The organism is Methylocystis sp. H62, from assembly GCF_015709515.1.
GTDB lineage: Bacteria > Pseudomonadota > Alphaproteobacteria > Rhizobiales > Beijerinckiaceae > Methylocystis.
Genome location: NZ_JADNQZ010000050.1, coordinates 114,206 through 136,553 on the forward strand (window position 1 = coordinate 114,206; position 22,348 = coordinate 136,553).

The 22,348-nt window shown below is 62.7% G+C and carries 15 protein-coding genes and 1 pseudogene; 8 read left to right on the forward strand and 8 right to left on the reverse strand.

Annotated elements, in window-relative coordinates; genetic code table 11:
- The first annotated feature begins 401 nt into the window (after positions 1-401).
- The 4 genes from IYY11_RS08480 (at position 402) to IYY11_RS08495 (ending at position 5,245) form a co-directional block, all read left to right on the forward strand.
- Positions 402-1,835 (forward strand): homospermidine synthase, encoded by a 1,434-nt coding sequence (locus tag IYY11_RS08480; RefSeq protein ID WP_196403462.1) that lies wholly within the window; start codon positions 402-404, stop codon positions 1,833-1,835.
- A 164-nt stretch (positions 1,836-1,999) separates the two neighbouring features.
- Positions 2,000-3,127: a PA0069 family radical SAM protein gene (locus tag IYY11_RS08485; RefSeq protein ID WP_196403463.1), complete on the forward strand. Its 1,128-nt coding sequence runs from the start codon at positions 2,000-2,002 to the stop codon at positions 3,125-3,127.
- Between the two features lie 187 nt (positions 3,128-3,314).
- Positions 3,315-3,926: a ribonuclease HII gene (locus IYY11_RS08490; protein ID WP_193392179.1), complete on the forward strand. Its 612-nt coding sequence runs from the start codon at positions 3,315-3,317 to the stop codon at positions 3,924-3,926.
- A 146-nt stretch (positions 3,927-4,072) separates the two neighbouring features.
- Positions 4,073-5,245: a site-specific DNA-methyltransferase gene (locus IYY11_RS08495; protein ID WP_281431686.1), complete on the forward strand. Its 1,173-nt coding sequence runs from the start codon at positions 4,073-4,075 to the stop codon at positions 5,243-5,245.
- A 93-nt stretch (positions 5,246-5,338) separates the two neighbouring features.
- On the opposite strand, the gene uppP is transcribed toward IYY11_RS08495, so the two are convergent.
- The 7 genes and pseudogenes from uppP to IYY11_RS23460 all read right to left on the reverse strand — a co-directional run bounded on the left by uppP (position 5,339) and on the right by IYY11_RS23460 (position 14,246).
- Positions 5,339-6,211 carry an undecaprenyl-diphosphatase UppP gene (gene uppP / locus IYY11_RS08500; protein WP_196403464.1) on the reverse strand — a complete coding sequence of 291 codons (873 nt, stop codon included), beginning with the start codon at positions 6,209-6,211 and terminating at the stop codon, positions 5,339-5,341.
- 337 nt (positions 6,212-6,548) lie between these two features.
- Positions 6,549-8,270 carry an OFA family MFS transporter gene (locus IYY11_RS08505; RefSeq protein WP_196403465.1) on the reverse strand — a complete coding sequence of 574 codons (1,722 nt, stop codon included), beginning with the start codon at positions 8,268-8,270 and terminating at the stop codon, positions 6,549-6,551.
- A 410-nt stretch (positions 8,271-8,680) separates the two neighbouring features.
- Positions 8,681-9,040, reverse strand: a pseudogene (locus tag IYY11_RS08510) (cobalamin-dependent protein); the annotation flags it as partial.
- Positions 9,041-9,296: 256 nt separating this feature from the next.
- Positions 9,297-10,895: a hypothetical protein gene (locus tag IYY11_RS08515; protein ID WP_196403466.1), complete on the reverse strand. Its 1,599-nt coding sequence runs from the start codon at positions 10,893-10,895 to the stop codon at positions 9,297-9,299.
- Between the two features lie 355 nt (positions 10,896-11,250).
- The gene (locus tag IYY11_RS08520; RefSeq protein WP_196403467.1) at positions 11,251-13,224 is read right to left on the reverse strand and encodes a protein meaA; all 1,974 of its coding nucleotides are present in this window, start codon (positions 13,222-13,224) and stop codon (positions 11,251-11,253) included.
- 160 nt (positions 13,225-13,384) lie between these two features.
- Positions 13,385-13,600, reverse strand: coding sequence for a DUF2945 domain-containing protein (locus tag IYY11_RS08525; protein ID WP_196403468.1), 216 nt, complete (start codon positions 13,598-13,600; stop codon positions 13,385-13,387).
- Positions 13,601-13,667: 67 nt separating this feature from the next.
- A complete protein-coding gene (locus tag IYY11_RS23460; RefSeq protein ID WP_196403469.1) occupies positions 13,668-14,246 on the reverse strand; it encodes an HPF/RaiA family ribosome-associated protein in 579 nt (192 codons plus the stop codon).
- 209 nt (positions 14,247-14,455) lie between these two features.
- Here IYY11_RS23460 and ccrA point away from each other — a divergent pair, with 209 nt between their 5' ends.
- The 4 genes from ccrA to IYY11_RS08550 all read left to right on the forward strand — a co-directional run bounded on the left by ccrA (position 14,456) and on the right by IYY11_RS08550 (position 19,451).
- Complete coding sequence (gene ccrA / locus IYY11_RS08535; protein ID WP_246719797.1) at positions 14,456-15,682, forward strand: crotonyl-CoA carboxylase/reductase; 1,227 nt, start codon at positions 14,456-14,458, stop codon at positions 15,680-15,682.
- A 108-nt stretch (positions 15,683-15,790) separates the two neighbouring features.
- Complete coding sequence (locus IYY11_RS08540) at positions 15,791-16,507, forward strand: ABC transporter ATP-binding protein (RefSeq protein ID WP_196403471.1); 717 nt, start codon at positions 15,791-15,793, stop codon at positions 16,505-16,507.
- Positions 16,504-17,982: an ABC transporter permease subunit gene (locus tag IYY11_RS08545; protein ID WP_196403472.1), complete on the forward strand. Its 1,479-nt coding sequence runs from the start codon at positions 16,504-16,506 to the stop codon at positions 17,980-17,982. Before IYY11_RS08540 ends, IYY11_RS08545 begins: the two co-directional genes overlap by 4 nt.
- 8 nt (positions 17,983-17,990) lie before the next feature.
- A complete protein-coding gene (locus tag IYY11_RS08550; RefSeq protein WP_196403473.1) occupies positions 17,991-19,451 on the forward strand; it encodes a DUF3526 domain-containing protein in 1,461 nt (486 codons plus the stop codon).
- Positions 19,452-19,703: 252 nt separating this feature from the next.
- Here IYY11_RS08550 and IYY11_RS08555 read toward each other — a convergent pair whose 3' ends face one another.
- On the reverse strand, positions 19,704-21,911 hold the full coding sequence (locus tag IYY11_RS08555; RefSeq protein WP_196403474.1) for a hypothetical protein: 2,208 nt from the start codon (positions 21,909-21,911) through the stop codon (positions 19,704-19,706).
- Positions 21,912-22,348 lie beyond the last annotated feature (437 nt).

Below are 22,348 nucleotides of genomic sequence, written 5' to 3' on the forward strand. Positions count from 1 at the left end.
TCCTTCGAGACGCCGCCTTGGATCTCGGGATTGCCCGAGATCGACATTCAAATTCGCAAGTCGGGTAAACCCCACTTGCGGACGGCTCCTCAGGATGAGGACCGCTTACCAACATGTCGTTTGCGTCATCCAAGACGCCAGAACCCCAAGGTCCCTCATCCTGAGGAGCCCTCGAAGAGGGCGTCTCGAAGGACGAGGGGCCCTTGCGCATCTTCATCACTCGATGAGCCAAGCCCGGATGTCGTCGAAGACGCCCAACTGGCCTGCGTGTCGCCGAGCGCGATGCAAAAACGCGCACCCAGCGCCGCGCCATGCGCCCGCCGCCGATCTCTCAAGCTCTTGATTAATACGTCCGCGCTTGCTTTATCGCGGCGCAATATCTTTCTCGGGAGCTGCGCCTCATGTCGACTTGGCCAAATTACGGCAAAATCACCGGTCCGATCGTGCTGATCGGCTTCGGCTCCATCGGCCGAGGCATTTTGCCGCTGATCGAGCGCCATTTCGATTTCGACACATCGCGCGTCACCGTCATCGACCCTGTCGATACGCATCGCCGTCTGCTCGACGAGCGGGGCATAGCTTTTCTCAAAACCAAGCTGACGCCGGAGAACTACCGCGAAGTATTGACGCCGCTTTTGACCAAGGGTGAGGGCCAGGGATTTGTCGTCAATCTCTCGGTCGACGTTTCTTCGCTCGCGATCATCAAGCTCGCGCGCGAATTGAACGCGCTGTGCGTCGACACGGTGGTGGAGCCATGGCCGGGCTTCTACTTCGACAAGAGCATGTCCAATGAAGCGCGCACCAATTACGCCCTGCGCGAGACGGTGCTCGAAGAGCGCCGCAAAAATCCCGGCGGATCGACGGCGGTTTCCTGCGTCGGCGCCAATCCCGGCATGGTGTCCTGGTTCGTGAAGCAGGCGCTCGTCGATATCGCGCGCGACACCGGCGCCTTCGACAAGGAGCCGGAAACGCGCGCCGAATGGGGCGCGCTCGCGCAAAAGCTCGGGGTCAAGGGCGTTCACATCGCCGAACGCGACACCCAGCGCGCGCGCGATCCGAAGCCGCGCAATGTCTTCGTCAACACCTGGTCGGTCGAGGGCTTCGTCTCCGAGGGCCTGCAGCCCGCCGAGCTCGGCTGGGGCACGCATGAAAAATCCTTGCCCGACATCGGCCGCACGCATCCGGCCGGCTGCGGGGCGGCGATCTATCTGCTGTCGCCCGGCGCCAATACGCGCGTGCGCTCATGGTGTCCGACGCCGGGGCCGCAATATGGCTTCCTCGTCACCCACAATGAGTCGATCTCGATCGCGGATTATCTCACGCTGCGCGACGAGAAGGGTCAGGCGATCTATCGTCCGACCTGTCACTACGCCTATCATCCCGCCGACGACGCGGTGCTGTCTTTGCACGAGATGTTCGGCGCCGCCGGCAAGATGCAGGAGAGCTGGACGATTCTCGACGAACACGAGATCGTCGATGGAATCGACGAACTCGGGGTGCTGCTCTACGGCCACGCCAAGAACGCCTACTGGTACGGCTCGCAGCTCTCGATCGAGGAGACCCGCGATCTCGCGCCCTATCAGAACGCCACCGGACTGCAGGTGAGTTCGGCGGCGCTCGCCGGCATGGTCTGGGCGCTGGAGAATCCGCAGGCGGGAATCGTCGAAGCCGACGAGGTCGACTACAAGCGCTGCCTCGAAGTGCAACTGCCCTATCTCGGCCCGGTGAAGGGCTATTACACGGATTGGACGCCGCTCGAGGGACGTCCCGGGCTGTTCCCGGAAGATATCGACGAAAGCGATCCCTGGCAGTTCAGGAATATTCTGGTGCGGTGAAGGCGCCTCAAGCGCAGCATTAGGAGGCGTCGAGAGTCGGCGCGCTTTTTTGTTCGGAAGGCCGCTTGCGCCGATAGCGTGTTCTCTATATGTTCTGATTAGCGTCAAGTTCTGAGCGGTCGCCACGGCGATGCTCGGGGCGACGCTGGGCAGAGGTTGCGAACATGGGTGCGGCTCAGGCGTCGACAGAGATAACGGGCGCGCCGCAGCCGATCGACGCTGCGGCCCTCATCGAGGCCGGTCGCCGGCGCGGCCGCGGCGCGTTGTCGAAGCGCAGCGGCCGGTTCGAGAAGGAGACCCGCGAGGAGGCCGACGACGGCTGGGGGTCGCTCGAGAGTCTGCCGGCGCTCAAGACCAATTTCCACGTCGAGAAGCCGCGCACCATCATCACCAGGAATGATTCGCCGGACATTTCTTTCGATCGCTCGATCAACCCCTATCGTGGCTGCGAGCATGGCTGCGTCTATTGCTTCGCGCGGCCGACGCACGCCTATATGGGCTTTTCGCCCGGCCTTGATTTCGAGACCGAGATCTTCGTCAAGGACGGCGCGGCGCAGCTTCTCGAACGCGAATTGTCGGCGCCGCGCTACGTTCCCAAGACGATCGCCATCGGCACCAACACCGATCCCTATCAGCCCGCCGAGAAGAGCCATCGCGTCATGCGTTCGATCCTCGAAGTGCTGGCGCGCGCCAATCATCCGGTCGGCATCGTGACGAAGTCCGCGCTCGTCCTGCGCGACCTTGATCTGCTTGCGCCAATGGCGGCCAAGGGCCTCGCGAAGGTCGCGATCTCGGTGACGACGCTCGACCGCAAGCTGGCGCGGCTGATGGAGCCGCGCGCCGCGACACCCGAGTTGCGGCTCGAAACCATCGAAAAGCTCAGCGCCGCCGGCGTGCCGACGGCGGTGATGACGGCGCCGATCATTCCCGCCATCAATGACGACGAGATCGAGCGAATCTTGACGCGGGCCCACGCCGCCGGCGCGCGCGAGGCGGGCTATGTGATGCTGCGGCTGCCGCACGAATTGCGCGATCTTTTCACCGAATGGCTGGCGACGCATTTTCCTGACCGGGCCCGCCGCGCCCTCGCGCTGGTGCGTTCGACGCGAGACGGCAAGCTTTACGATGCGTCTTTCGGGACCCGCATGAAAGGCGATGGGCCCTACGCCTGGATGATCGGCCGGCGTTTCGAGCTTGCGGCCGCTCGGCTCGGTTTTGCGCAGAAAACAAGATTGCGAACGGATCTGTTCGAGCCGCCCCGACGCGCGCCGCAGCAGCTCAACCTCTTCTGAGCCCATCCTAGGCTGGTCTCCGCCGAGCTTATCGCGCTCGCGCGGGCCGAGAATTCTTTGGACGCCGCCGCAAACGCCGTCTTTCCGGTTGCCAGCCCCCCGCGCACCGCGCTTTATTCGCTGCGCGGTTCTGCGCTGACGCCACTGTTGCGCGGCGCCCTTAGCGATCAGCCCGGGGGGAGCGTTGGTGACGGCGAAGGGGCCTCATTTTCGGCTGGAAGCGCAGCTGCGCCGGAAAGGCGTCTGGCCGATCGCCGGCGTCGACGAGGTCGGACGCGGGCCGCTCGCGGGTCCGGTGGCGGCGGCGGCGGTGATTCTCGATCCCGAACGACGGCCGCGGGGCCTCGATGATTCGAAGGCGCTGAATCAGGCGCAGCGCGAAGAAGCGTTTGAGCGCATCATGGCCAGCGCTCTCGCCGTGAGCGTCGCCTTCGTCGCGCCCGCGGAAATCGACCGCATCAATATCCGCCAGGCGACGCTCGCGGCGATGGCGCGGGCCGTCGCCGGCCTTTCCCAGACGCCGGCCTATCTTCTCATCGACGGCAACGACCGGCCGCCGGTCAACTGCCCTTGCCAATTGATCATCAAGGGCGACGCGACCGCGCTTTCGATCGCCGCAGCCTCGATCGTCGCCAAGGTCGCGCGCGACGCCATGATGCGCCGCCTCGCCGTCCATTATCCGCACTATGGTTTTGAGACCAATGTCGGCTACGCCGTGCAGCGTCACCTTGACGCGCTGGCGCTGCACGGCGCGAGCCCGGCGCATCGCGTCAGCTTCGCGCCCGTGCGCGAGGCGTGAGGCCTTCGTCAACTATTCGCTAACCTTTTTACTTCTTTAAGACTTCCGTTCGAAAAAGAGACGTCGGCGTTTTGCCAATCTAAACGCCCCCTTTACCTCCCTCCTTCACTATCTCGCATGTTGGTTGCGTTGATGGTGTTCAGTTCATGCGTAGCGCGCGCGTCGGGGCGGCTCGCCTCAAAGCCCGAAATCAGGTCACGCGTATCGGGCGCACAAATGAAGGGCCGCTCCGCGCGACGGCGCGCAATGAAATCCTGTGCGGCGACTGCGTCGCATCGATGGAGCGACTGGCGCAGGAGAGCGTCGATCTCGTCTTCGCCGATCCGCCCTATAATCTGCAGCTCGCCAATCCTTTGCATCGCCCGGATCAAAGTCTCGTCGACGCGGTCGATAATGACTGGGACAAATTCGCGAGTTTCGCCGCCTATGACGCCTTTACGCGCGACTGGCTCGCGCAGGCGCGCCGGGTGATGCGGCCCTCGGCGACGATTTTCGTCATCGGCTCCTACCACAATATTTTTCGCGTCGGCGCGATCATGCAGGACCTCGGGTTCTGGATCCTGAACGACATCGTCTGGCGGAAAAATAATCCGATGCCGAACTTTCGCGGCCGTCGCTTCACCAACGCCCATGAGACGATGATCTGGGCGGCGCGCGACCAAAGCGCCAAGAACTACACCTTCAATTACGAGGCGCTGAAGGCGGCGAACGAAGATTGCCAGATGCGGTCCGACTGGCTCCTGCCGATCTGCGGCGGGACCGAGCGTCTCAAGGATGACGCGGGCCGCAAGACCCATCCGACGCAAAAGCCGGAAGCGCTGCTCGCGCGCGTCATACTCGCCGCTTCGAAGCCAGGCGATCTGGTGCTCGATCCCTTCTTCGGCACGGGAACGACCGGCGCCGTCGCCAAGCGCCTCGGGCGCGACTGGCTCGGCATCGAGCGCGACGGCGACTATCGCGCCGCGGCGCGCGCGCGGATCGCAGCGATCGAACCCTTGCCGCATGAAACGCTCGCGACGGCCCCATCGAAGCGCACGGAGCCGCGCATCGCCTTCGCCAGCCTCGTCGAAGCGGGACTCATCGCGCCGGGCGCGACGCTCGTTGACGCTAGGCGGCGCCATCGTGCAGTGGTGCGCGCCGACGGGGCGCTGTCGCTCTCCGGATTCGTCGGCTCGATCCACAAGACCGGGGCGCTGGCGCAGGGCCTGCCGGCCTGCAACGGCTGGACCTTCTGGCACTATGAAGCCAAGGGCCAGCTTACGCCGATCGACGATCTGCGGGCCGAGGCGCGCGAGCGGCTCAAAGTGGCGGCGGAATAATTAATATCCGTCATTGCGAGGAGCGGAGCGACGAAGCAATCCAGAGTCGTGGGTGCCACTCTGGATTGCTTCGCTTCGCTCGCAATGACGGCCTTACGCCAAAAAGCCCGCGTAGAAGCCGACGAGCAGCACGATTCCGATGAAGGCGCGGTAGAAGACGAAGGGCCAGGCGGAGAAGCGCTCGAGAATCCGCAGCAAGCCCCAGATCGCGACAAAGGCGGAGATCGAGGCGACGAAAAGCCCGAGCGTCAGCACCGCCCAGCCGTGGAAATCGAGCTGCGCCTTATGTAGCTCCCACAGCTCCTTGAGGCCCGCGAGGGCGATCGCCGGCAGGCCGAGCAGGAAGGAAAAGCGCGCCGCTTCCTCCCGCTTCAGGTCGAGAAACATCGCCGCCGTCAGAGTCGAGCCCGAGCGCGACACGCCCGGAATGAGCGCGCCGACCTGCGCGAATCCGACGATCATCGCGTCCTTCAGGCTGACATGTTCGAGCGTGCGCTTGTGATTGCAATAGAGCTCGGCGATGGCGAGCAGCGCCGCCATCACGATGCAGGAAATGCCGATCACCGGCAGGGTGCGCAGCGGCGAGCCGCAGGTGTTGAGCGTATGCGACAGCGCGAGGCCGGCGATGCCGATCGGGACGGTCGCGAGCGCGATCCAGACCACGAAGCGAAAGGTCCAGTCGTTGAAATCGCGTCGCACCAGCGCCCGTACGGAGCCCTCGGCGAGCGCGCGAATGTCGCTCCAGAAATAGCTGACGACGGCGGCGAGCGCCGCGAGCTGCATCGCTGCTGAAAAGGCGGAGCCGGGATCCTTCCAGCCGAGCAGCGCCGGCACGATGCGCATATGCGCGGTGGAGGAGATCGGCAGAAGCTCGGTGATGCCCTGCACCACGCCAAGAACGGCGACTTTCATATAACCGAGATCGACAAAACCGGTGTCGAGCCCATTCGTGCAAGCGGTCGCCATAGAGGCCCTCGTCTCGTTTGTCGGCCCCGCGACGAATCACGAAGGCGCCAAGCGACTCCGACTTCTGGCAAACAAGCCGGCCGCGATCAAGGCGAGGCGCAGGCAATCGCGCGACGCCTGTGCGTTTGCGCATCCCTCCCCTTTACGGGGAGGGTGGCCCCGCGAAGCGGGGGCGGGTGGGGTGGCATTCCACTCGATCTGATACGCCAAGCCCCACCCGGCGGGCTGTGCCCGCCGACCTCCCCGCAAGGGGCAGGTATTTTGCGCCAACATTTAGGACTGTTGTTCGCCGAATACGCTGAGGGAAGTGGCGTCGAAGAACGGCGCCTTCACAAGATCAGTGAAACAGCGCGGCGGTTTTGAGAAGTGTCGTCCAGACGCCCCAGGCGAGGGGGACGCCAACGGCGGCCCAGGCGAAAACCAGCAGCAGCGATCCGCCCTTTGAGCCGGGCGACGGGCGCGCGGGGGCCGGCGGATCGGCGTCGGTCGGGGCGGGGTCCAACCCTTCTTCGACAAAATCCTCGAAGTCGGCGTGGGTTTCGTCTTCTTCCTTGACGACCTCGGCGACCGTGATGTGCTTTTGCGCCGCGACCTCTTCGTCGCTCATGTAATATTTCTCGGCGCAGGGCCGCACGAGCAGATTGCAGACGAGACCGCAGAGCAGCAGGCCCGCGAGCACATACATCGTCTGATTATAGGCGTCTTCGCGCGGCGCGCCGACGCTCAGCTGATATTCGCGAATGTAATTGACAAGCACGGGTCCGAGCACGCCCGCCGTCGACCAGGCGGTCAGAAGCCGGCCGTGGATGGCGCCGACATGATGCGTGCCGAAAATGTCGGCGAGATAAGCGGGAATGGTCGAAAAGCCGCCGCCATACATGGTGATGATGACCGCAAAGAGCAGGACGAAGAGGCCGACCATGCCGCCCTTCGCCGCGAAGGGTTCCGCCGAATAAAGCGCGATGCCGACGACGAAAAAGATCGCGTAAGTGAGCTTGCGGCCGAACTTATCGGACGCCGAGGCCCAGCCGATGCGCCCGCCGATGTTGCACAGGCTCAACAGGCCGGTGAAGCCCGCCGCGATCGCCGCGATCTGCTTTTTCTGATCGGCGTTGAGTTGATCGAACCCCATGTCCAGGCCGATCAGCCTGCCGCCGAAGACTTCCTGCAGCATCGGCGAGGCCATGCCCAGGACGCCGATGCCGGCGGAGACGTTGAGACAGAGCACGGCCCAGAGCAGCCAGAATTGCGGCGTCTTCCATGCGACGTCGAGATGCACATGACGATGCGTCACCATGGCGTTCTTGGCCGCCGTGGGCGGCGTGAATCCTTCCGGCGCCCAACCTTCGGGCGGCACCCGATAGCTGAGCGCGCCGGCGACCATGAAGGCGAAATAAATCGCCGCGAGCGTGACGAACGTCTGCCAGACGCCCGGCGAAGCCGGCGTCGCATAGAAGCCCATCAGCCGGTCGGCGAGCGGCGCGCCGATCATCGCGCCGCCGCCAAATCCCATGATGGCGAGACCGGTCGCGAGGCCCCGCCGGTCCGGGAACCATTTGATGAGCGTCGAGACCGGCGAGATATATCCAAGCCCGAGACCAATGCCGCCGATCACGCCGGAGCCGATCCACAACATCCAGATCTGATGGAGATAGACCCCGAGCGCCGAGATGAGCAGGCCGCCGCACCAGCAGCAGGCCGCCGCGAGCCCGGCCTTGCGAGGTCCGGCCGTCTCCAGCCAATGGCCGAAGACCGCCGCCGAGGAGCCCAGAAACACGAAGAACAGCGTGAACGTCCAGCCAAGCCAGCTGACCTTCCAGTCGCAATTGGTCGCCACGAGCGTGGCGAAAAACCCGAGCGTCTCAGGGCATTCCTTCGGCTGCGCGCCGCCAATGATCCGCGACAGCGGCAGCCAGAAGACGGAAAACCCATAGGCCATGCCGATGCACAGGTGAATGGCGAGCGCCGCCGGCGGCACGAGCCAGCGATTGAATGTCGGCGCAGCGACCGTGCGCTCCCGGCTGAAGAAATCGGGTGGGGCGATGGCGTCGGCAGTCATCAAACTTCCGGGCTTGGTTTCGTAGGTCGGTTATTGCGCATGCGCGGCGCGCGGCACAAGCCCAAGCCGTCCGAAGCAATCCTCATCCTGAGGAGCCGCCGAAGGCGGCGTCTCGAAGGACGAGGACTGCGATGCCGACAGCTCGCGATTTCGGGAAACGGTCCCTCGTCCTTAGAGACGCGCGCTCCGCACGCTCCTCAGGATGAGGGACCTTCCGTTGCACCCTCTCGCATGGCGGGGAAGCAGGACAAGTGACTGCACCTGAGATTACAACAGCCGCAACGTCGGGTGCGCCGTCATGGCCGGGCTTGTCCCGGCCATCGCCACTTATGCGGCAGGCCGACTGAACTGGCGCTGCGTGGATGCCCGCGACAAGCGCGGGCATGACGCGGAGAGGTTGCGATGCGCGCCTAAGCCGCCGCCTTCTCGATGATGTGGGCAAGGTCGGTCATGATGGCGTTGAGGTCGTAGTTCTTCGGCGTATAAACCGCCGCGACGCCCGCTTCGCGCAAGAGCTTTTCGTCGGCCGGCGGAATAATGCCGCCGACGACGAGCGGCGCCTCGACGCCTTGCTGCTTCATCAGCTTGATCACTTCATGGGCGAGCGCCACATGCGAGCCCGAGAGAATGGAGAGGCCGATGCAATGCGCGCCTTCCTTCTTCGCCGCCTCGACAAGTTCGGCCGGCGTCGAGCGGATGCCGGCGTAGATCACGTCGAAGCCGGCGTCCCGCGCGCGGACCGCGATTTGTTCCGCGCCATTCGAATGGCCTCACTTCACTCTTTCCAAGCGAGGAATCGACACCCATATCGAAAGGGTGTGGAAGGTTTTGGGCCATTGCATTTTTTGCGCGGGCGTGGGAATCTTGCGCGGGCGGTGTGGATTCGCTATCGCATCTCGCCTGTCAACCAAACGCTAACCTTCGTTTGGCATAAGATTGGCCAGCGATACGAACAGGAACTCGACAATGCAGAACAAGATGAATGAAACCATTCTCGCCAGATTCCCTTTCGTGGAAGACTGAGTGCTATCTGGCAGGGATCTCTCTTATCTCGCAGTCGAGTAAGCGCAATCTGGCGCAGTGTTCATGCAAGTCATGAAGCAAATCAGGAAGCGGCCCCAGAGATGGAGGCCGCTTTTTCTTGACTAAGTCCAGCATAGTTAACGCTTCTTGAAGTTCATAAGCAGTTTCTGCTGTTTGAATTACAACAAAAATTGCATTGTCAATCGAATTAAACAGTCGATCCTCGTTTTCCGCTACGAACGGCGCGTCGATGATGCTCGACCAATTTGACGTCCCAATGGGCACAAGTTGCATCTCAACGAGACATTCTAGACTTATTTTACTAAAATATTTCGCCCTCTCGATTGAGCGGCGTTTTACTCCTTCATCGGCGCCAATTAATTCCGCAAAATAATAAGATAAAGAACTTGCAATCGAGTTCTTTTTGCGCAGAGCTGCCAGCTTGTTAGTTGAGTCGATAGCTCCCGAGCAGAGAGTCTCCACTTCATCAAATATTGATTCAGCTATATCGATTGCATTGCCTATATCTCCAAAACAAAAGTGAGCGATATGCGCGTATTGATGGGCTACTATTCGCTTTTCATGATCTTTCTCACTACACCACATGTCAATGCGCTCAAGAGCAGCCAATTCGGATGAATTGTCTCCAGATAATGCCGCAACTGCGCTTAAAAAAAGACTGCTACAGGCGTGCTCTCCCTGATCGTACAAAGATATTGCCTCCTCTCGCAACTCAGCGACTTCGCCAAGCCCGATCGATAGGACGTAGTTTGGCTGGATTGCGGCACGCATCTTATCGACGAAGGCTTTCGCTTCTGGGAGAGGCGACTTATCAGCGACATGGCTAGCGGCAAGCATAATTGTCTCGGATTGCACAGACGATCTCTTTGAATCCCGGAGTACGCTGCTTCTTCTTATTGAATTTCTTAGACACTCGCTCTGCCTATCCAGCTGAGAAAGGACATTACCAAGCAAAGCAAAGTGCTCTTTGTCCGATTCTGCAACTGGAAATGAATTTTTATACGTCAAATCGTGCGTTTTTAGCTCCCATGCGTCATGAAGAATAGTTTTTATTTGTACCTCAACAATTGGCTCCTCGCTGCCATTTCGCATCCGGAGCCGATAATGGCAGGCAAAATAGCTGTTTTTATTATCTTCTACGACCTCGCCGTATATGGTTTTGGTCGTTCTATTATTATTCTGCTCTATGTTTCTATTTTTGTCGTATATTTGTGGATATACAGCTTTGCGCTCACATAGGGCATCTATCATGGCGCAAACTGTATTTATATCAGATGGATATGTAACAGAAATAGTAATGCCTACGATGTCTGGCATACTATATACGTTTGACTTAATTAGGTTGTTGTCCAAACAATACTTATCATGTTTCAATCTAATTTTACGCGGATGCTTAATTTCGTTTCCGCCATTCTTATCCCCTCGAGAGTAAATGCTGTAAATGCATGCAAGATTTGCATGTTCGTTTCTGGCCTTTACGATGAGCGTTCTAACGTGCGAGAGAGCTTCTATATACCTCTTGCCAAATTTCGAAATAAAATGCTCAATTTCTCTTGCGCTTGCAGGAGAAGATATGTCCATGGTAAGTCCTCATTCATTAACTCGTGAAACTGGAAAATCGATTAATTATACGGGCTGAGAAGACTTAACAAGGTGCCCTGTGATTAAGGGATTGCGGTGTCGGCCCCCAAAGCGTGAATAAGGTTATATATCGGAGGCGCATTTGATATCGCTTCGCTGAGGACATTAAACGGCAAGTGAGGCGAAAACGGCAGATAATCCGATTACGCTGACTGACTTACGATGAACACCAAGTGCTGTTCGACTTGCAATTGCAAACGTCTGGAGACAATCCGGAGCTGTAGGACAGCCGCTGGGACTGCTTCGTCGCTTGGCTCCTCGCAATGACGACTGCGGCGTGGCGCGCGAAAGTCGATCAGACCGCCGCCTTTTCGATGATGTGGGCGAGGTCGGTCATGATGGCGTTGAGGTCGTAGTTCTTCGGCGTGTAGACCGCCGCAACGCCGGCGTCGCGCAGAAGCTTCTCGTCGGCGGGCGGAATAATGCCGCCGACGACCAGCGGCGCGTCGACGCCTTCCTGCTTCATCAGCTTGATGACTTCATGCGCCAGCGTCACATGCGAGCCGGAGAGGATGGAGAGGCCGATGCAATGCGCGCCTTCCTTCTTCGCGGCCTCGACGAGTTCAGCCGGCGTCGAGCGAATGCCGGCGTAAATCACGTCAAACCCCGCGTCGCGGGCGCGCACGGCGATCTGCTCGGCGCCATTCGAATGGCCATCGAGGCCGGGCTTGCCGACCAAAAATTTCGCCCGCTTGCCGAGCTTTTGCGACACGCGCTCGACTTCGCCGCGCACGGCGTCGAGCGCGCCGCCGACCTGTCGGGCCGTCGAGGAGACGCCGGTCGGGGCGCGATACTCCCCGAACACCCCGCGTAAAACATTGCCCCATTCGCCGGTGGTGACGCCCGCCTTCGCCGCAGCGATGGACGGCTCGACCATGTTGCGGCCTTCCTTGGCGGCGCGGGCCAGTTCTTCGATGGCGGCTTGCGCGGCCTTCTGGTCGCGGCTTTCGCGCCAGGCCTTCAGCCGCGCAATCTGCTCGGCTTCGACATGTTCGGGCACGACCATGATCTGGTCGTCGCCCGAAGTAAGCGGCGACGGTTCGCCGCCGGTGAATTTGTTGACGCCGACGACGATCTGCTCGCCGGCTTCGATCGACTCGAGACGCGCGGTATTGGCTTCAACCAGTTTCGACTTCATGTAGCCGATCTCGACCGCCGCAGCCGCGCCGCCGAGGTCGTCGATCTTCTTCAGTTCCGCCATCGCCTCAGCTTTGAGCGATGCGACCTTGCGGGCGATCTCGGGATTGCCGTCGAAGATGTCGCCATATTCCAAGAGGTCGGTCTCATAGGCCATGATCTGCTGCATGCGCAGCGACCATTGCTGGTCGAAGGGGCGGGGCAGGCCGAGCGCCTCGTTCCAGGCCGGCAGCTGCACGGCGCGCGCGCGGGCGTTCTTGGAGAGAACGACGGCGAGCATCTCGATCAAGATGCGATAGACGTTGTTTTCCGGCTGCTGCTCGGTGAGGCCCAGCGAATTGACCTGCACGCCGTAGCGGAAGCGGCGAAGCTTCTCGTCCTTCACGCCATAGCGCTCGCGCGTGATCTCCTCCCAAAGCTCCGCGAACGCCCGCATCTTGCAGAGTTCAGTGACGAAGCGCATGCCGGCGTTGACGAAGAAGGAGATGCGGCCGACGACCTGCGCGAAATCTTCCTCGGGCATTCCCGCGGCTTTCACGCCGTCGAGAATGGCGACGGCGGTCGCGAGCGCATAGGCCAGTTCCTGCGACGGCGTCGCGCCCGCTTCCTGCAGATGGTAGGAGCAGACGTTCATCGGATTGAACTTGGGGCATTCCTTCGTGGTGAAGAGAATGAGGTCCTGCGTGAGGCGCAGCGACTGCGTCGGCGGAAACACATAGGAGCCGCGCGACAGATATTCCTTGATGATGTCGTTTTGCGTCGTGCCCTGCAGTTTTGCGCGGGGCGCGCCCTGCTCTTCCGCGGCGGCGATATAGAGCGCCATCAGCCACACGGCGGTGGCGTTGATGGTCATCGACGTGTTCATCTCGGCGATCGGAATGCCGTCGAAGAGCGCGCGCATGTCGCCAAGATGCGAGACCGGCACGCCGACCTTGCCGACCTCGCCGCGCGAGAGAATGTGGTCGCAGTCGTAGCCCGTCTGCGTCGGCAGATCGAAGGCGATGGAGAGACCGGTCTGCCCCTTGGCGAGATTGGAGCGATAGAGCTTATTGGACTCGCTGGCCGTCGAATGACCGGCGTAGGTGCGAAACATCCAGGGCTTGTCGCGGCGCGGGGCGGACATGTCGTTCATATAGCCTCTCCTCCGCCGTTGCGCTTAGCATGCGGCCAGCGCCGGAGGAAGACGGGCGCAACGGGCGGTAAGCGTCCGAAATCCCAGCGGCCGCCCGCCTGATATTTTACTTACCCATTGAGTGATATGGCGGCTTGAGTAAGTCGACGCACGCGTCGAGTCAGCGCTCATCTTTCTTCAGCGCTTTTGGCTTGTGGATCGCGCGGGCGCCCGTCTTGCCGCTTTCGACCAGATATTGCGGATCGTCCGTACTCGCCTCGGCGACATGGCCTTTTACGCGCGCCCGCGCCGTGACCTTTTTGACGACCTTGCCGGTCGTCACGCCCTGGGATGTCTTCCAGCTGACAGGATCGCCGGGCTTGAACTTATGCGGCATGGCGCTGCCTCCGGCCGGAGAACCCCGCTTCCCCGGCCTTCCTGAGTTTCAGGTTCTAGGGCCGCGCCTATTGCGAGGTCGGGCGCGGCGCCATTTCGTTCAGCGACTGCACGCGCCTGGCCTGCGGCCCCTCCCGGCCTTGGCCTTCCAGGAACTCCACCCGCTCGCCGATTTCGAGCGCGTCAAAGCCGGGTTCGGCAACGCTGTTGCGGTGAAAATAAATCTCGCGTCCATCCTCGCTTTCGAGGAAGCCGAAGCCGTCGGCGCGAAAAACGCTTTTCACCACGGCCGTCGGCGCCGTCTCGTGATGCTTGACCTTGCCGCGTATCTGGCGCGACTGATCGCGCAATTGCCGCCGCGCCCGCCTGAAGGCGTCGTTGAGGGCGAAATCAGCGTTCATGAAGCGCTCGTCGGCGTCGGGCGTGCGCTCCACCGACACTTCGCGACCGTCGGGGAGCGCGATGTAGATCGTGAAATGATGCTGGCCGCCGGTCCGATGATGGCCGCTCGGCCCCTTGGCGACGACGCGGCAGGCGGTCATGCGCCCATAAACCTTCTCCAGTTGCGCCAGCTTGGCGACGATCTTCGCGCCCAGCTCGGGGCGCGGCTCCATGTCGATGAAATCGATCTCGGGCGCGGTTTCCATCGGGTCTCTTTCTGCCCCCAGGCGCAGATAAATAATGCGCGGGCGCCGAAAGGCTTCCTGCAGCCATCGAGAAACACTTGCCGATCCATAGGAATTTCGCGCTATGAAGCGCGCCGTCGCCCTATTATAAGCTCCGCCGGAACTTGATCGGCGCAAGATTCAAAGTCGGAGGGAACGAAACCTTGAGCGAGAAGAAAGACCTCTATGAGATGGGCGAGATTCCGCCGCTCGGGCATGTTCCCAAGAACATGTACGCCTGGGCGATCCGTAAGGAGCGGCATGGGCCGCCGGAAACCGCCATGCAGCTCGAGGTCTTGCCGACCTGGGAGCTCGACAGCCACGACGTGCTGGTGCTCGTGATGGCGGCGGGCGTCAATTATAACGGCGTCTGGGCGTCGCTCGGCGAGCCGGTGTCGACCCTCGACGTTCACAAAAATCCCTATCATGTCGCCGGCTCCGACGCCTCGGGCATCGTCTGGGCGGTCGGCTCCAAGGTGAAGCGCTGGAAGGTCGGCGACGAGGTCATCATCCACTGCAACCAGGATGATGGGGACGACGAGGAGTGCAACGGCGGCGATCCGATGTTCTCGCCCTCGCAGCGCATCTGGGGCTATGAGACGCCGGACGGCTCTTTCGCCCAGTTCTGCCGGGTTCAGGACCGCCAGCTCATGGAGCGCCCCAAGCACCTCACCTGGGAGGAGGCGGCCTGCTACACGCTGACGCTGGCCACCGCCTATCGCATGCTCTTTGGCCATGCGCCGCACCAGTTGAAGCCCGGCGACAATGTGCTGGTGTGGGGCGCCTCCGGCGGGCTCGGCGTGTTCGCCGTGCAGCTCTGCGCCGCCTCGGGCGCCAACGCCATCGGCGTCATCTCGGATGAAAGCAAGCGCGACTACGTGCTTTCGCTTGGCGCCAAGGGCGTCATCAACCGCAAGGATTTCAAGTGCTGGGGCCAGTTGCCGAAGGTCAACACGCCCGAGTACAACGAATGGACCAAGAACGCCCGCGCCTTCGGCAAGGCGATCTGGGACATCACCGGCAAGAAGGACGTCGACATCGTCTTCGAACATCCGGGCGAACAGACCTTCCCGGTCTCCTGCCTTGTGGTGAAGCGCGGCGGCATGGTGGTGTTCTGCGCCGGCACCACCGGCTTCAACCTCACCTTCGACGCCCGCTATGTGTGGATGCGCCAGAAGCGCATCCAGGGTTCGCATTTCGCGCATCTGAAGCAGGCCTCCGCCGCCAATCGCTTCGTGCTCGATCGGCGCGTCGACCCCTGCATGTCGGAAGTCTTCCCCTGGGAGAAGATTCCCCTCGCCCACACCAAGATGTGGAAGAACGAACATGCGCCCGGCAATATGGCGGTGCTGGTGATGTCGCCAAAGCCCGGCTTGCGCACGGTCGAGGATGTGACGGACGCCTACAAGCAGAAGTAGGGCCCGCCGCTCGCTTGACCGTCCGCGTGTTAAAAGGCAGTCTTGCGTGAACTTCAAAGCCGACGCGGGCCACGCGCGTCGGCTTTGAGCCGTAAGGCGGATGCGGCCATGCTCGAAGCGCGTAATCTCACCAAGCGTTACGACGGCGCCGACGCGCCGGCGCTCGATCGTTTGAATTTGACCGTGCCGGCGGGCGAGGTGTTCTGCCTGCTCGGCCCCAACGGCGCCGGCAAGACGACGACCGTCAATCTCTTCTTGAATTTTATCCAGCCGACCGCAGGTCAGGCGCTCGTCTGCGGGATCGACGCGGCGGTTGATCCCTCGGCGGCGCGTGCGCTTCTCGCCTATATCCCCGAGCAGGTGATGCTCTACGGCGCGCTCACCGGCCTCGAGAATCTGCAATATTTCACCGAGATTTCCGGGGCCGAGGCGCCGCGCGAGACGCTTCTCTCGTTGCTCGCCGCCGCCGGCCTGCCGAGCGACGCCATCGATCGTTCCGTGCGCGGCTATTCCAAGGGCATGCGCCAGAAGGTCGGCGTCGCCATCGCGCTCGCAAGGCGCGCGCAGGCGCTCGTGCTCGATGAGCCGACCTCCGGCCTCGATCCGCTCGCGGCCAATGAATTCGCCGCGCTGATCGAGCGGCTGCGCAAGGACGGCATGGCGGTGCTGATGGTCACGCATGACCTCTTCCTGGCCAAGCAATGCGGCACGAAGATCGGTATCATGGCGCAGGGGCGTCTTGCATCGGTCTTCGGCGCCGACGACGTCGATCATCTCGGGCTGGAGCGCGCCTACCTCGATCTCTTCGCGAGGGCGGCGGCGTGAGCGATCTCGCGCTCGCCCCACTCGCCACGACTGCGCCCCAGAAGAGCCGCTGGCGCGTCGTGCGCGCCGTCGCCGCCAAGGAATGGCTGGAGCTGTTCCGCGACCGTCGCCTCGTCTGGCTCTGCGCCTTCGTCGTCGCGCTGATGCTCGCCGCGCTCGCCTTCGGCTATGTCGAAAACGCCCGCATCCTGCGCGAGCGCGACGCGGCGGCGCAAGCCGATCGCGACCTCTGGGTCGGACAGAGCGCCAAGAATCCGCACGCCGCCGCGCATTTCGGCCAATACGCGTTCAAGCCGTTGAGCCCGCTGGCGCTCGCCGATCCCGGCGTCGACGCCTATGTCGGCTCGGCGGTATGGCTCGAGGCGCATAAGCAGAACGAGACCCAGTTCAAACAGGCGCGCGACGGGGGCGTCGGCGCGCGGCTCGGTTCGCTGTCGCTCGCCTTCATCCTGCAGACGATCGCGCCGCTCATTGTCATCCTCATGGGTTTCGCCAGCTTCTCGGGCGAGCGGGAAAGCGGCACGCTGAAACAATTGCTCAGCGTCGGCGCCAGGCCGCGCGACATTCTCGCCGGCAAGGCGATGGCGCTCATCGGCGCCATATTCGCGCTGCTCGCGCCGGTCTTTTTCGGCGCGGCGCTCGCCCTCGTCTTCTTCGTCGATCGAGAACGCCTGTCGCTCGCCGATCAATTCCTTCGGCTCGGCGCGCTTGGCGCAGCCTATGCGGCCTATCTCGCGGGCTTCGCCTTTCTGGCGCTGGGCGTTTCGGCTTTGGCGAGAAACTCCCGCGCGGCGCTCGTGACGCTGCTCGCCTTCTGGCTCGCCAATTCCTTTCTCGCGCCGCGCCTCGCCACGGACGCCGCGCGCGCCTTCGCGCCGACGCCGACATGGCAGGAATTTCGGGCGGGCGTCGCGCAGGACAAGGCGAAGACATTCGGCCATGACGAAAGCCATCCCGCCTTCGTCGCTTTCCGCGACGCGACGCTCAAGACATACGGCGTGTCGCGCATCGAGGATCTGCCGGTCAGCTTCCGCGGGCTTGCGCTCCGCAAGGACGATGAGAGCGGCTATGCGATCTTCGATCGCCACTTCGGCGCGCTGCAGTCGGCCTTCGACCGCCAGGACGCGCTGCGCGCCGCGCCCGGCTTCCTGTTCCCGCTGCTGGCGCTGCGGCCGATTTCCATGGCCTTCGCGGGCGTCGACAGCCGCAGCCAGTTCGATTTCGCGACGGCCGCCGAGGCGCATCGGCGCGATATCCAAAACCAGGTCAGCGACAACCTCATCCATTTCGCCCACGACAATAGTTACGTCGCGGGCCCGGAGCTTTGGCGACAGATCGCCTCCTTCGCCTATCGGGCGCCCGGCGCGGTCTTCGCCCTCGGCTACAGCGCCCTCCCGATGATCGGCCTGTTCGCCTGGCTCGCGCTCGCTTGCGCTTTCGCGCTCTTCGCGGCGCGGCGACTGCGGCCGGTGTGAGGCACGCTATGGGATCGGCTTTCTTCGCAGGCGTGCGTTTCGAGGCGCGCATGATGCGCCGTGACGGCGCGATCTGGTTTGCGCTGCTGGCGTTGGCGGGCGTCGCGCTGTTCGCCCTTGCGATGGGCGCTTCGCGCGTCGCGGCGCAACAGGCGGCCATCGCGGGCGCCCGCGCCGACGAGACGCAGCGCCTCACAAACCTTCAGAAGACGCTGGCGCAATTGCAGCAGGGCGAGACGCAGGGAAAGGCCGCGCCGGAGCCGCCGCCGTTTCGCGATCCGCGCAACGCCGCCTTCATGGGCGGAGGCCCCGCCGCGGCGGTCGCCGCGCTCGCGCCCGCGCCCTTGGCGCTCGTCGCGACCGGGCAGAGCGACCTGCTTCCGCCCGCCGTCCGGGTGACGACGGGCTCGAAGGACGGTTTTCTCTTCGCCGACGAGATCGACAATCCCGCTAATCTGATGTCGGGCGCGACCGATCTCGCCTTCGTCGTCGTCTTCGTCTATCCGCTCGTCGTTCTGGCGATGGCCTTCAATCTGCTCGCCGGCGAGCGCGAGCAGGGAACGCTGGCGATGAATCTGGCCTCGGCGCGCCGGCCCAGCGCCGCGCTCGCCGGCAAGCTCGCCGCGCGCGTCGCCGCGCCGATCGCCGTGACGCTTCTCGCCGTCGCCGCTGGCGTCGGGATCTTCGCCGGCTGGGAGCGGCTTGCCTCGCCCGGCTTCGCGGCGTTGCTCATCGTGGTGCTGCTGTATGGCCTGTTCTGGGCGGCGCTGGCCGCCGCGGTCGACGGGCTCGGCCGGAGCTCCGCCTTCAACGCGCTGACGCTGATCGGCGCCTGGTTGGCGATCACCATGATCCTGCCGGCCGCGATCAACAGTATCGCCGCCTTCGCCCATCCCGCGCCGTCGCGCATCGACATGGTGCTCGCGGCCCGGGCGGCCTCGATCGACGCCGACCGCGCCCGCGACGCATCGCTCGCGCGCTACGCCGACGAACATGGCGGCGGCGGCAAGCCGGCGGGCGGCGGCGGCGCGCAGGAGGCGACGCTGCGGCGTCTGGCGACGCAGGAGGCGGCGTTTCAGCGCGTCGAAGCGATCGTCGCCGAACATGACGCGCAGCTTGCGCGCCAGCGCGACATGGCGGACAGGCTCGGCTATCTCTCGCCCGCCTATCTGACCTATCAGGCGATGGCCGACATCGCCGGCGCCGGGGAGAAGCGCTATCGCGCCTTTCTCGACCGCATCCGCGCTTTTCACCTCGACTGGCGCGAATTCTTCCTGTCCCGCGCCAAGGCGGGCGCGTCGCTGACCGCGCAGGATTACGCCGCCATGCCGAAATTCACCCAGGCGGACGAAGAGTTGATGGGACCCGCGCCGGCCGGAATTGCCGGTCCGCTCATCGGCGTTGCGCTGCCCGCCTTGCTGCTCGCGGCGCTCGCCATGCGCGGATACCGCCGCGCCGCGCCGGGATGAGAAGGTGCCAAACAGTGTCCCATTTAGAATTTCTGCTTACGACCCGTATCAGCCGCCCACCGAGTGAATGATGAATGACTCGGTTCGACCCAAAGTGGGAATCGTTTTCCTCGACCGCTATGGCTGAAATGGGAGCTTAGCGGACCTTGAAAATGTCCACTTGTTAATGCGGGTCAGCCACTTGGCGATTGTAACTGATACCGCGACCACGTGAGCGACTGAAACTTGGTCTTTAGTGCGAACCAGGTCGGCTCATCCAAGAGCCTCCCCAATCAGCATGCCGCCCGCTGCCTCGATAGCTTCGCCTACTAGGCTCTGCATCTCCCGCAGCAGGTCGGTCGATCTATGGTCGAGCACAGGCCCCGGCACAGGAACATTTTCGATGTAAACTGATTGGATCCCCCGTGCGCGTTCGAAGGTTGAGCCGCGACCGGAAAGGTGGAAGGCGCGCGTCCATCGGCCGTATCCGGCCTCGATCAAACGCTGCTCAGCCAAAGGTCCTAGGCGTTTGAAGACCTCTCGCTGGACGAGGCCCAGGGCGGACTCGGCCTCCTCCTCTGATGGTTGCTTGCCATCCCACCGCAGCGGCGTATCAAGGTAGCGTGTGATCCATTCCGACAGGCGGCCGAGGAGTTCGGCCACCGGCATTAGGTCGCGATACTCGTAATTGTCGATACGTAGCGCCACGCGACGGTTAAGGGCCTTGACCTCGGCCCAGTGGGCGCGTCGCACGTTCGGCGCGCCTCCCAGGCTGAGGATTGCGTCCCAGCGGCTGTGAAACTCAGCTACTGCACCCTGGATCGAAAACAGCAGGCGAGCTAGCTCGTAGACCGGCCTTACCTGCACGGAAGCCGCGTTGGCAAAGCCAACCTTCTCGAAGTGGGCGAGCAGGCGTAGCAGCTCAGCCGCAGGCGCCGGGTTTTTGTCAGTGATGACCCGATCGAGATAGCCTAACATGAAGCAACGCTCGTCGATGTCGCGGCTGATGGCCCGAATGACGGGGACGCCGACGACTTCGCGCAGGCTGGCCAGGGCTTGGTTCACCGTGGCCATGACGTGGGCCCGCTGGTCGGCCTGAGTAGGAAGGTTGGCTTGGCGCTTGAGCAGATCGAAGCTCGTGAATGCAATCGCCAACTTGTCGTGGTGTCCGCTAGCGGCCACGGCGCGCATGACCGAAGTTGGAGTATCGAGCATGGGCGTCTTGGCCGTGTCAACGAGGAGGATGACGTCGACCTGATCGAAGCGGCTGGTGATGTGAGAAGTCACACCGGTTGCGGAATCCTTTGCATGGCCCAGTCCCTCGCCATCAAGGAGGACAAGCTTGCGTTCGCCGTTGCCGAAATGGGGTGCGAATGGGCCGCGGATGCGGATGCCATCCACCAGCGGCGTTAAGAGCGTTCCGAATGACGGCGCCCAGTTGCTCGACAGGCGACGGATAGTCCGGATGAACTCGTCGCGGTCGTCAGATGCGAACACCCAAGATTCTGGCCAGCCGCCCGGGCGGCGGGTCAAACCCTCGTTCAGCCGGTCGAATCGCTTGCGTAATTCGTCCATAATGTCGCCGACCAATTCATCGAAGTCGGGCAGCGTCTGTAGGCACTCCTCAAAAAGGTCCTGGGCCGCATCGCGGTCTTCCTTAATCAAGGATTCGATCTCAACGCCAAGGTCAGCCTTGGCCTTGGCCGCAAGCACGCGGATGCGCGCCACATAGCCCTGAAGGGTCGCCTGCATCCTGGCGATTTCCTCGGCGACGGGGACATCTTCGCCTTCGGCTTCGAAAGCGGTGGGTTCATCACCGAAGCCGTCTTCATCGTCGGCCTGCGCTACCAGACCCTGACCCCAGGACCCGAGGACGTAGCTGAGCCGAAAGCGCATGTCGCGGTGCTGCAGCAGGCGTTCGGCAATCTTGGCATCGGGCTGTTCGTCCCAGAGGACAGCGCCGGCATCGGCGACGCATTCATAGACCAAGGTCTGGACTGTCCATTCATTGAAGAAGGTCGCCACGCAATTATAGTATTCGCCCGGCGCGGTAATGACTTCGATGTCGGAGATGGTAGTCCGCGACGCTGACGTAGAGGGGAAGCGGTCGCGCTCTGGGTGTGAGCCGATGAATTGGCGCAACAACGAGGTCTTGCCGACGCCCGTGGGGCCGATCAGCAGGACGCGGAAATATCCGTCCTCCTTGCCGGGCAGGCCGATCTTTTGACTGCGTACATCGAAAGAGCGCGTCGTGGGCGTAGTGAGGTCTTCGTAGAAGGCGCGCACCACTACGTCGTCGAACAATTCGGCGGCGGCAGACTGGCGGTGGACCGAGAACCAACTCTCGTCGGACAGCAGTGTGTTGATCTGCTCGCGGAGTTCCTCGGCGCGTGCCTCATCGGTAGTGCCGGCGCTTCGGCGCATCTTTCGGCCAGGCTTGCCTCGCTGGTCAGTCTTCATCGGGTGGCGGAAGGTCAGCACCCACGTGGCGCCTTCCTTAGGGCGGACCTTAGCGGCAGTGTAACGAGGTTCAGTCATGTGATTGTTCCAGAATGTTCCTGAACATCTCGATACCTAAGGAGCGGGATAATGTCAAGCACCTGTGGAACAGTGTGGAACAATCTCCTACGTGCCTCTCTTCCTCAGTGGGGCGCTTGGATTCCGCTTGCAGGCTTGCGCCCACAAGGTCTGATTCCGGTCGATTCGTCCTTTGACAGTTTGCTCGAAAACACCCGCTCTTGCGCGAAGCGGCCATCCCGCCTGCCAAGCCGTTTTTCACCCACACTACCCCTGCCGGCCTTGCTGCTAGCCGCGCTCGCCATGCGCGGCTATCAGCGCGCCTTGCCGCGCTAGTGCGGCGCAGGCAGGCCAGTTGCGTCTCCGGCCAAATGGCGGCATGTAGGGCGCAAATTTGCTCA

What these genes read in the sequence shown, in the direction of transcription:
- IYY11_RS08520 (WP_196403467.1), bottom strand. Translation starts at nt 13,224, where the DNA reads ATGAACGACATGTCCGCCCCGCGCCGCGACAAGCCCTGGATGTTTCGC.
- IYY11_RS23460 (WP_196403469.1), bottom strand. Translation starts at nt 14,246, where the DNA reads ATGGAAACCGCGCCCGAGATCGATTTCATCGACATGGAGCCGCGCCCC.
- IYY11_RS08515 (WP_196403466.1), bottom strand. Translation starts at nt 10,895, where the DNA reads ATGGACATATCTTCTCCTGCAAGCGCAAGAGAAATTGAGCATTTTATT.
- IYY11_RS08525 (WP_196403468.1), bottom strand. Translation starts at nt 13,600, where the DNA reads ATGCCGCATAAGTTCAAGCCCGGCGATCCTGTCAGCTGGAAGACATCC.
- IYY11_RS08550 (WP_196403473.1), top strand. Translation starts at nt 17,991, where the DNA reads ATGGGATCGGCTTTCTTCGCAGGCGTGCGTTTCGAGGCGCGCATGATG.
- uppP (WP_196403464.1), bottom strand. Translation starts at nt 6,211, where the DNA reads ATGGCGACCGCTTGCACGAATGGGCTCGACACCGGTTTTGTCGATCTC.
- IYY11_RS08540 (WP_196403471.1), top strand. Translation starts at nt 15,791, where the DNA reads ATGCTCGAAGCGCGTAATCTCACCAAGCGTTACGACGGCGCCGACGCG.
- IYY11_RS08505 (WP_196403465.1), bottom strand. Translation starts at nt 8,270, where the DNA reads ATGACTGCCGACGCCATCGCCCCACCCGATTTCTTCAGCCGGGAGCGC.
- ccrA (WP_246719797.1), top strand. Translation starts at nt 14,456, where the DNA reads ATGGGCGAGATTCCGCCGCTCGGGCATGTTCCCAAGAACATGTACGCC.
- IYY11_RS08495 (WP_281431686.1), top strand. Translation starts at nt 4,073, where the DNA reads ATGCGTAGCGCGCGCGTCGGGGCGGCTCGCCTCAAAGCCCGAAATCAG.
- IYY11_RS08485 (WP_196403463.1), top strand. Translation starts at nt 2,000, where the DNA reads ATGGGTGCGGCTCAGGCGTCGACAGAGATAACGGGCGCGCCGCAGCCG.
- IYY11_RS08480 (WP_196403462.1), top strand. Translation starts at nt 402, where the DNA reads ATGTCGACTTGGCCAAATTACGGCAAAATCACCGGTCCGATCGTGCTG.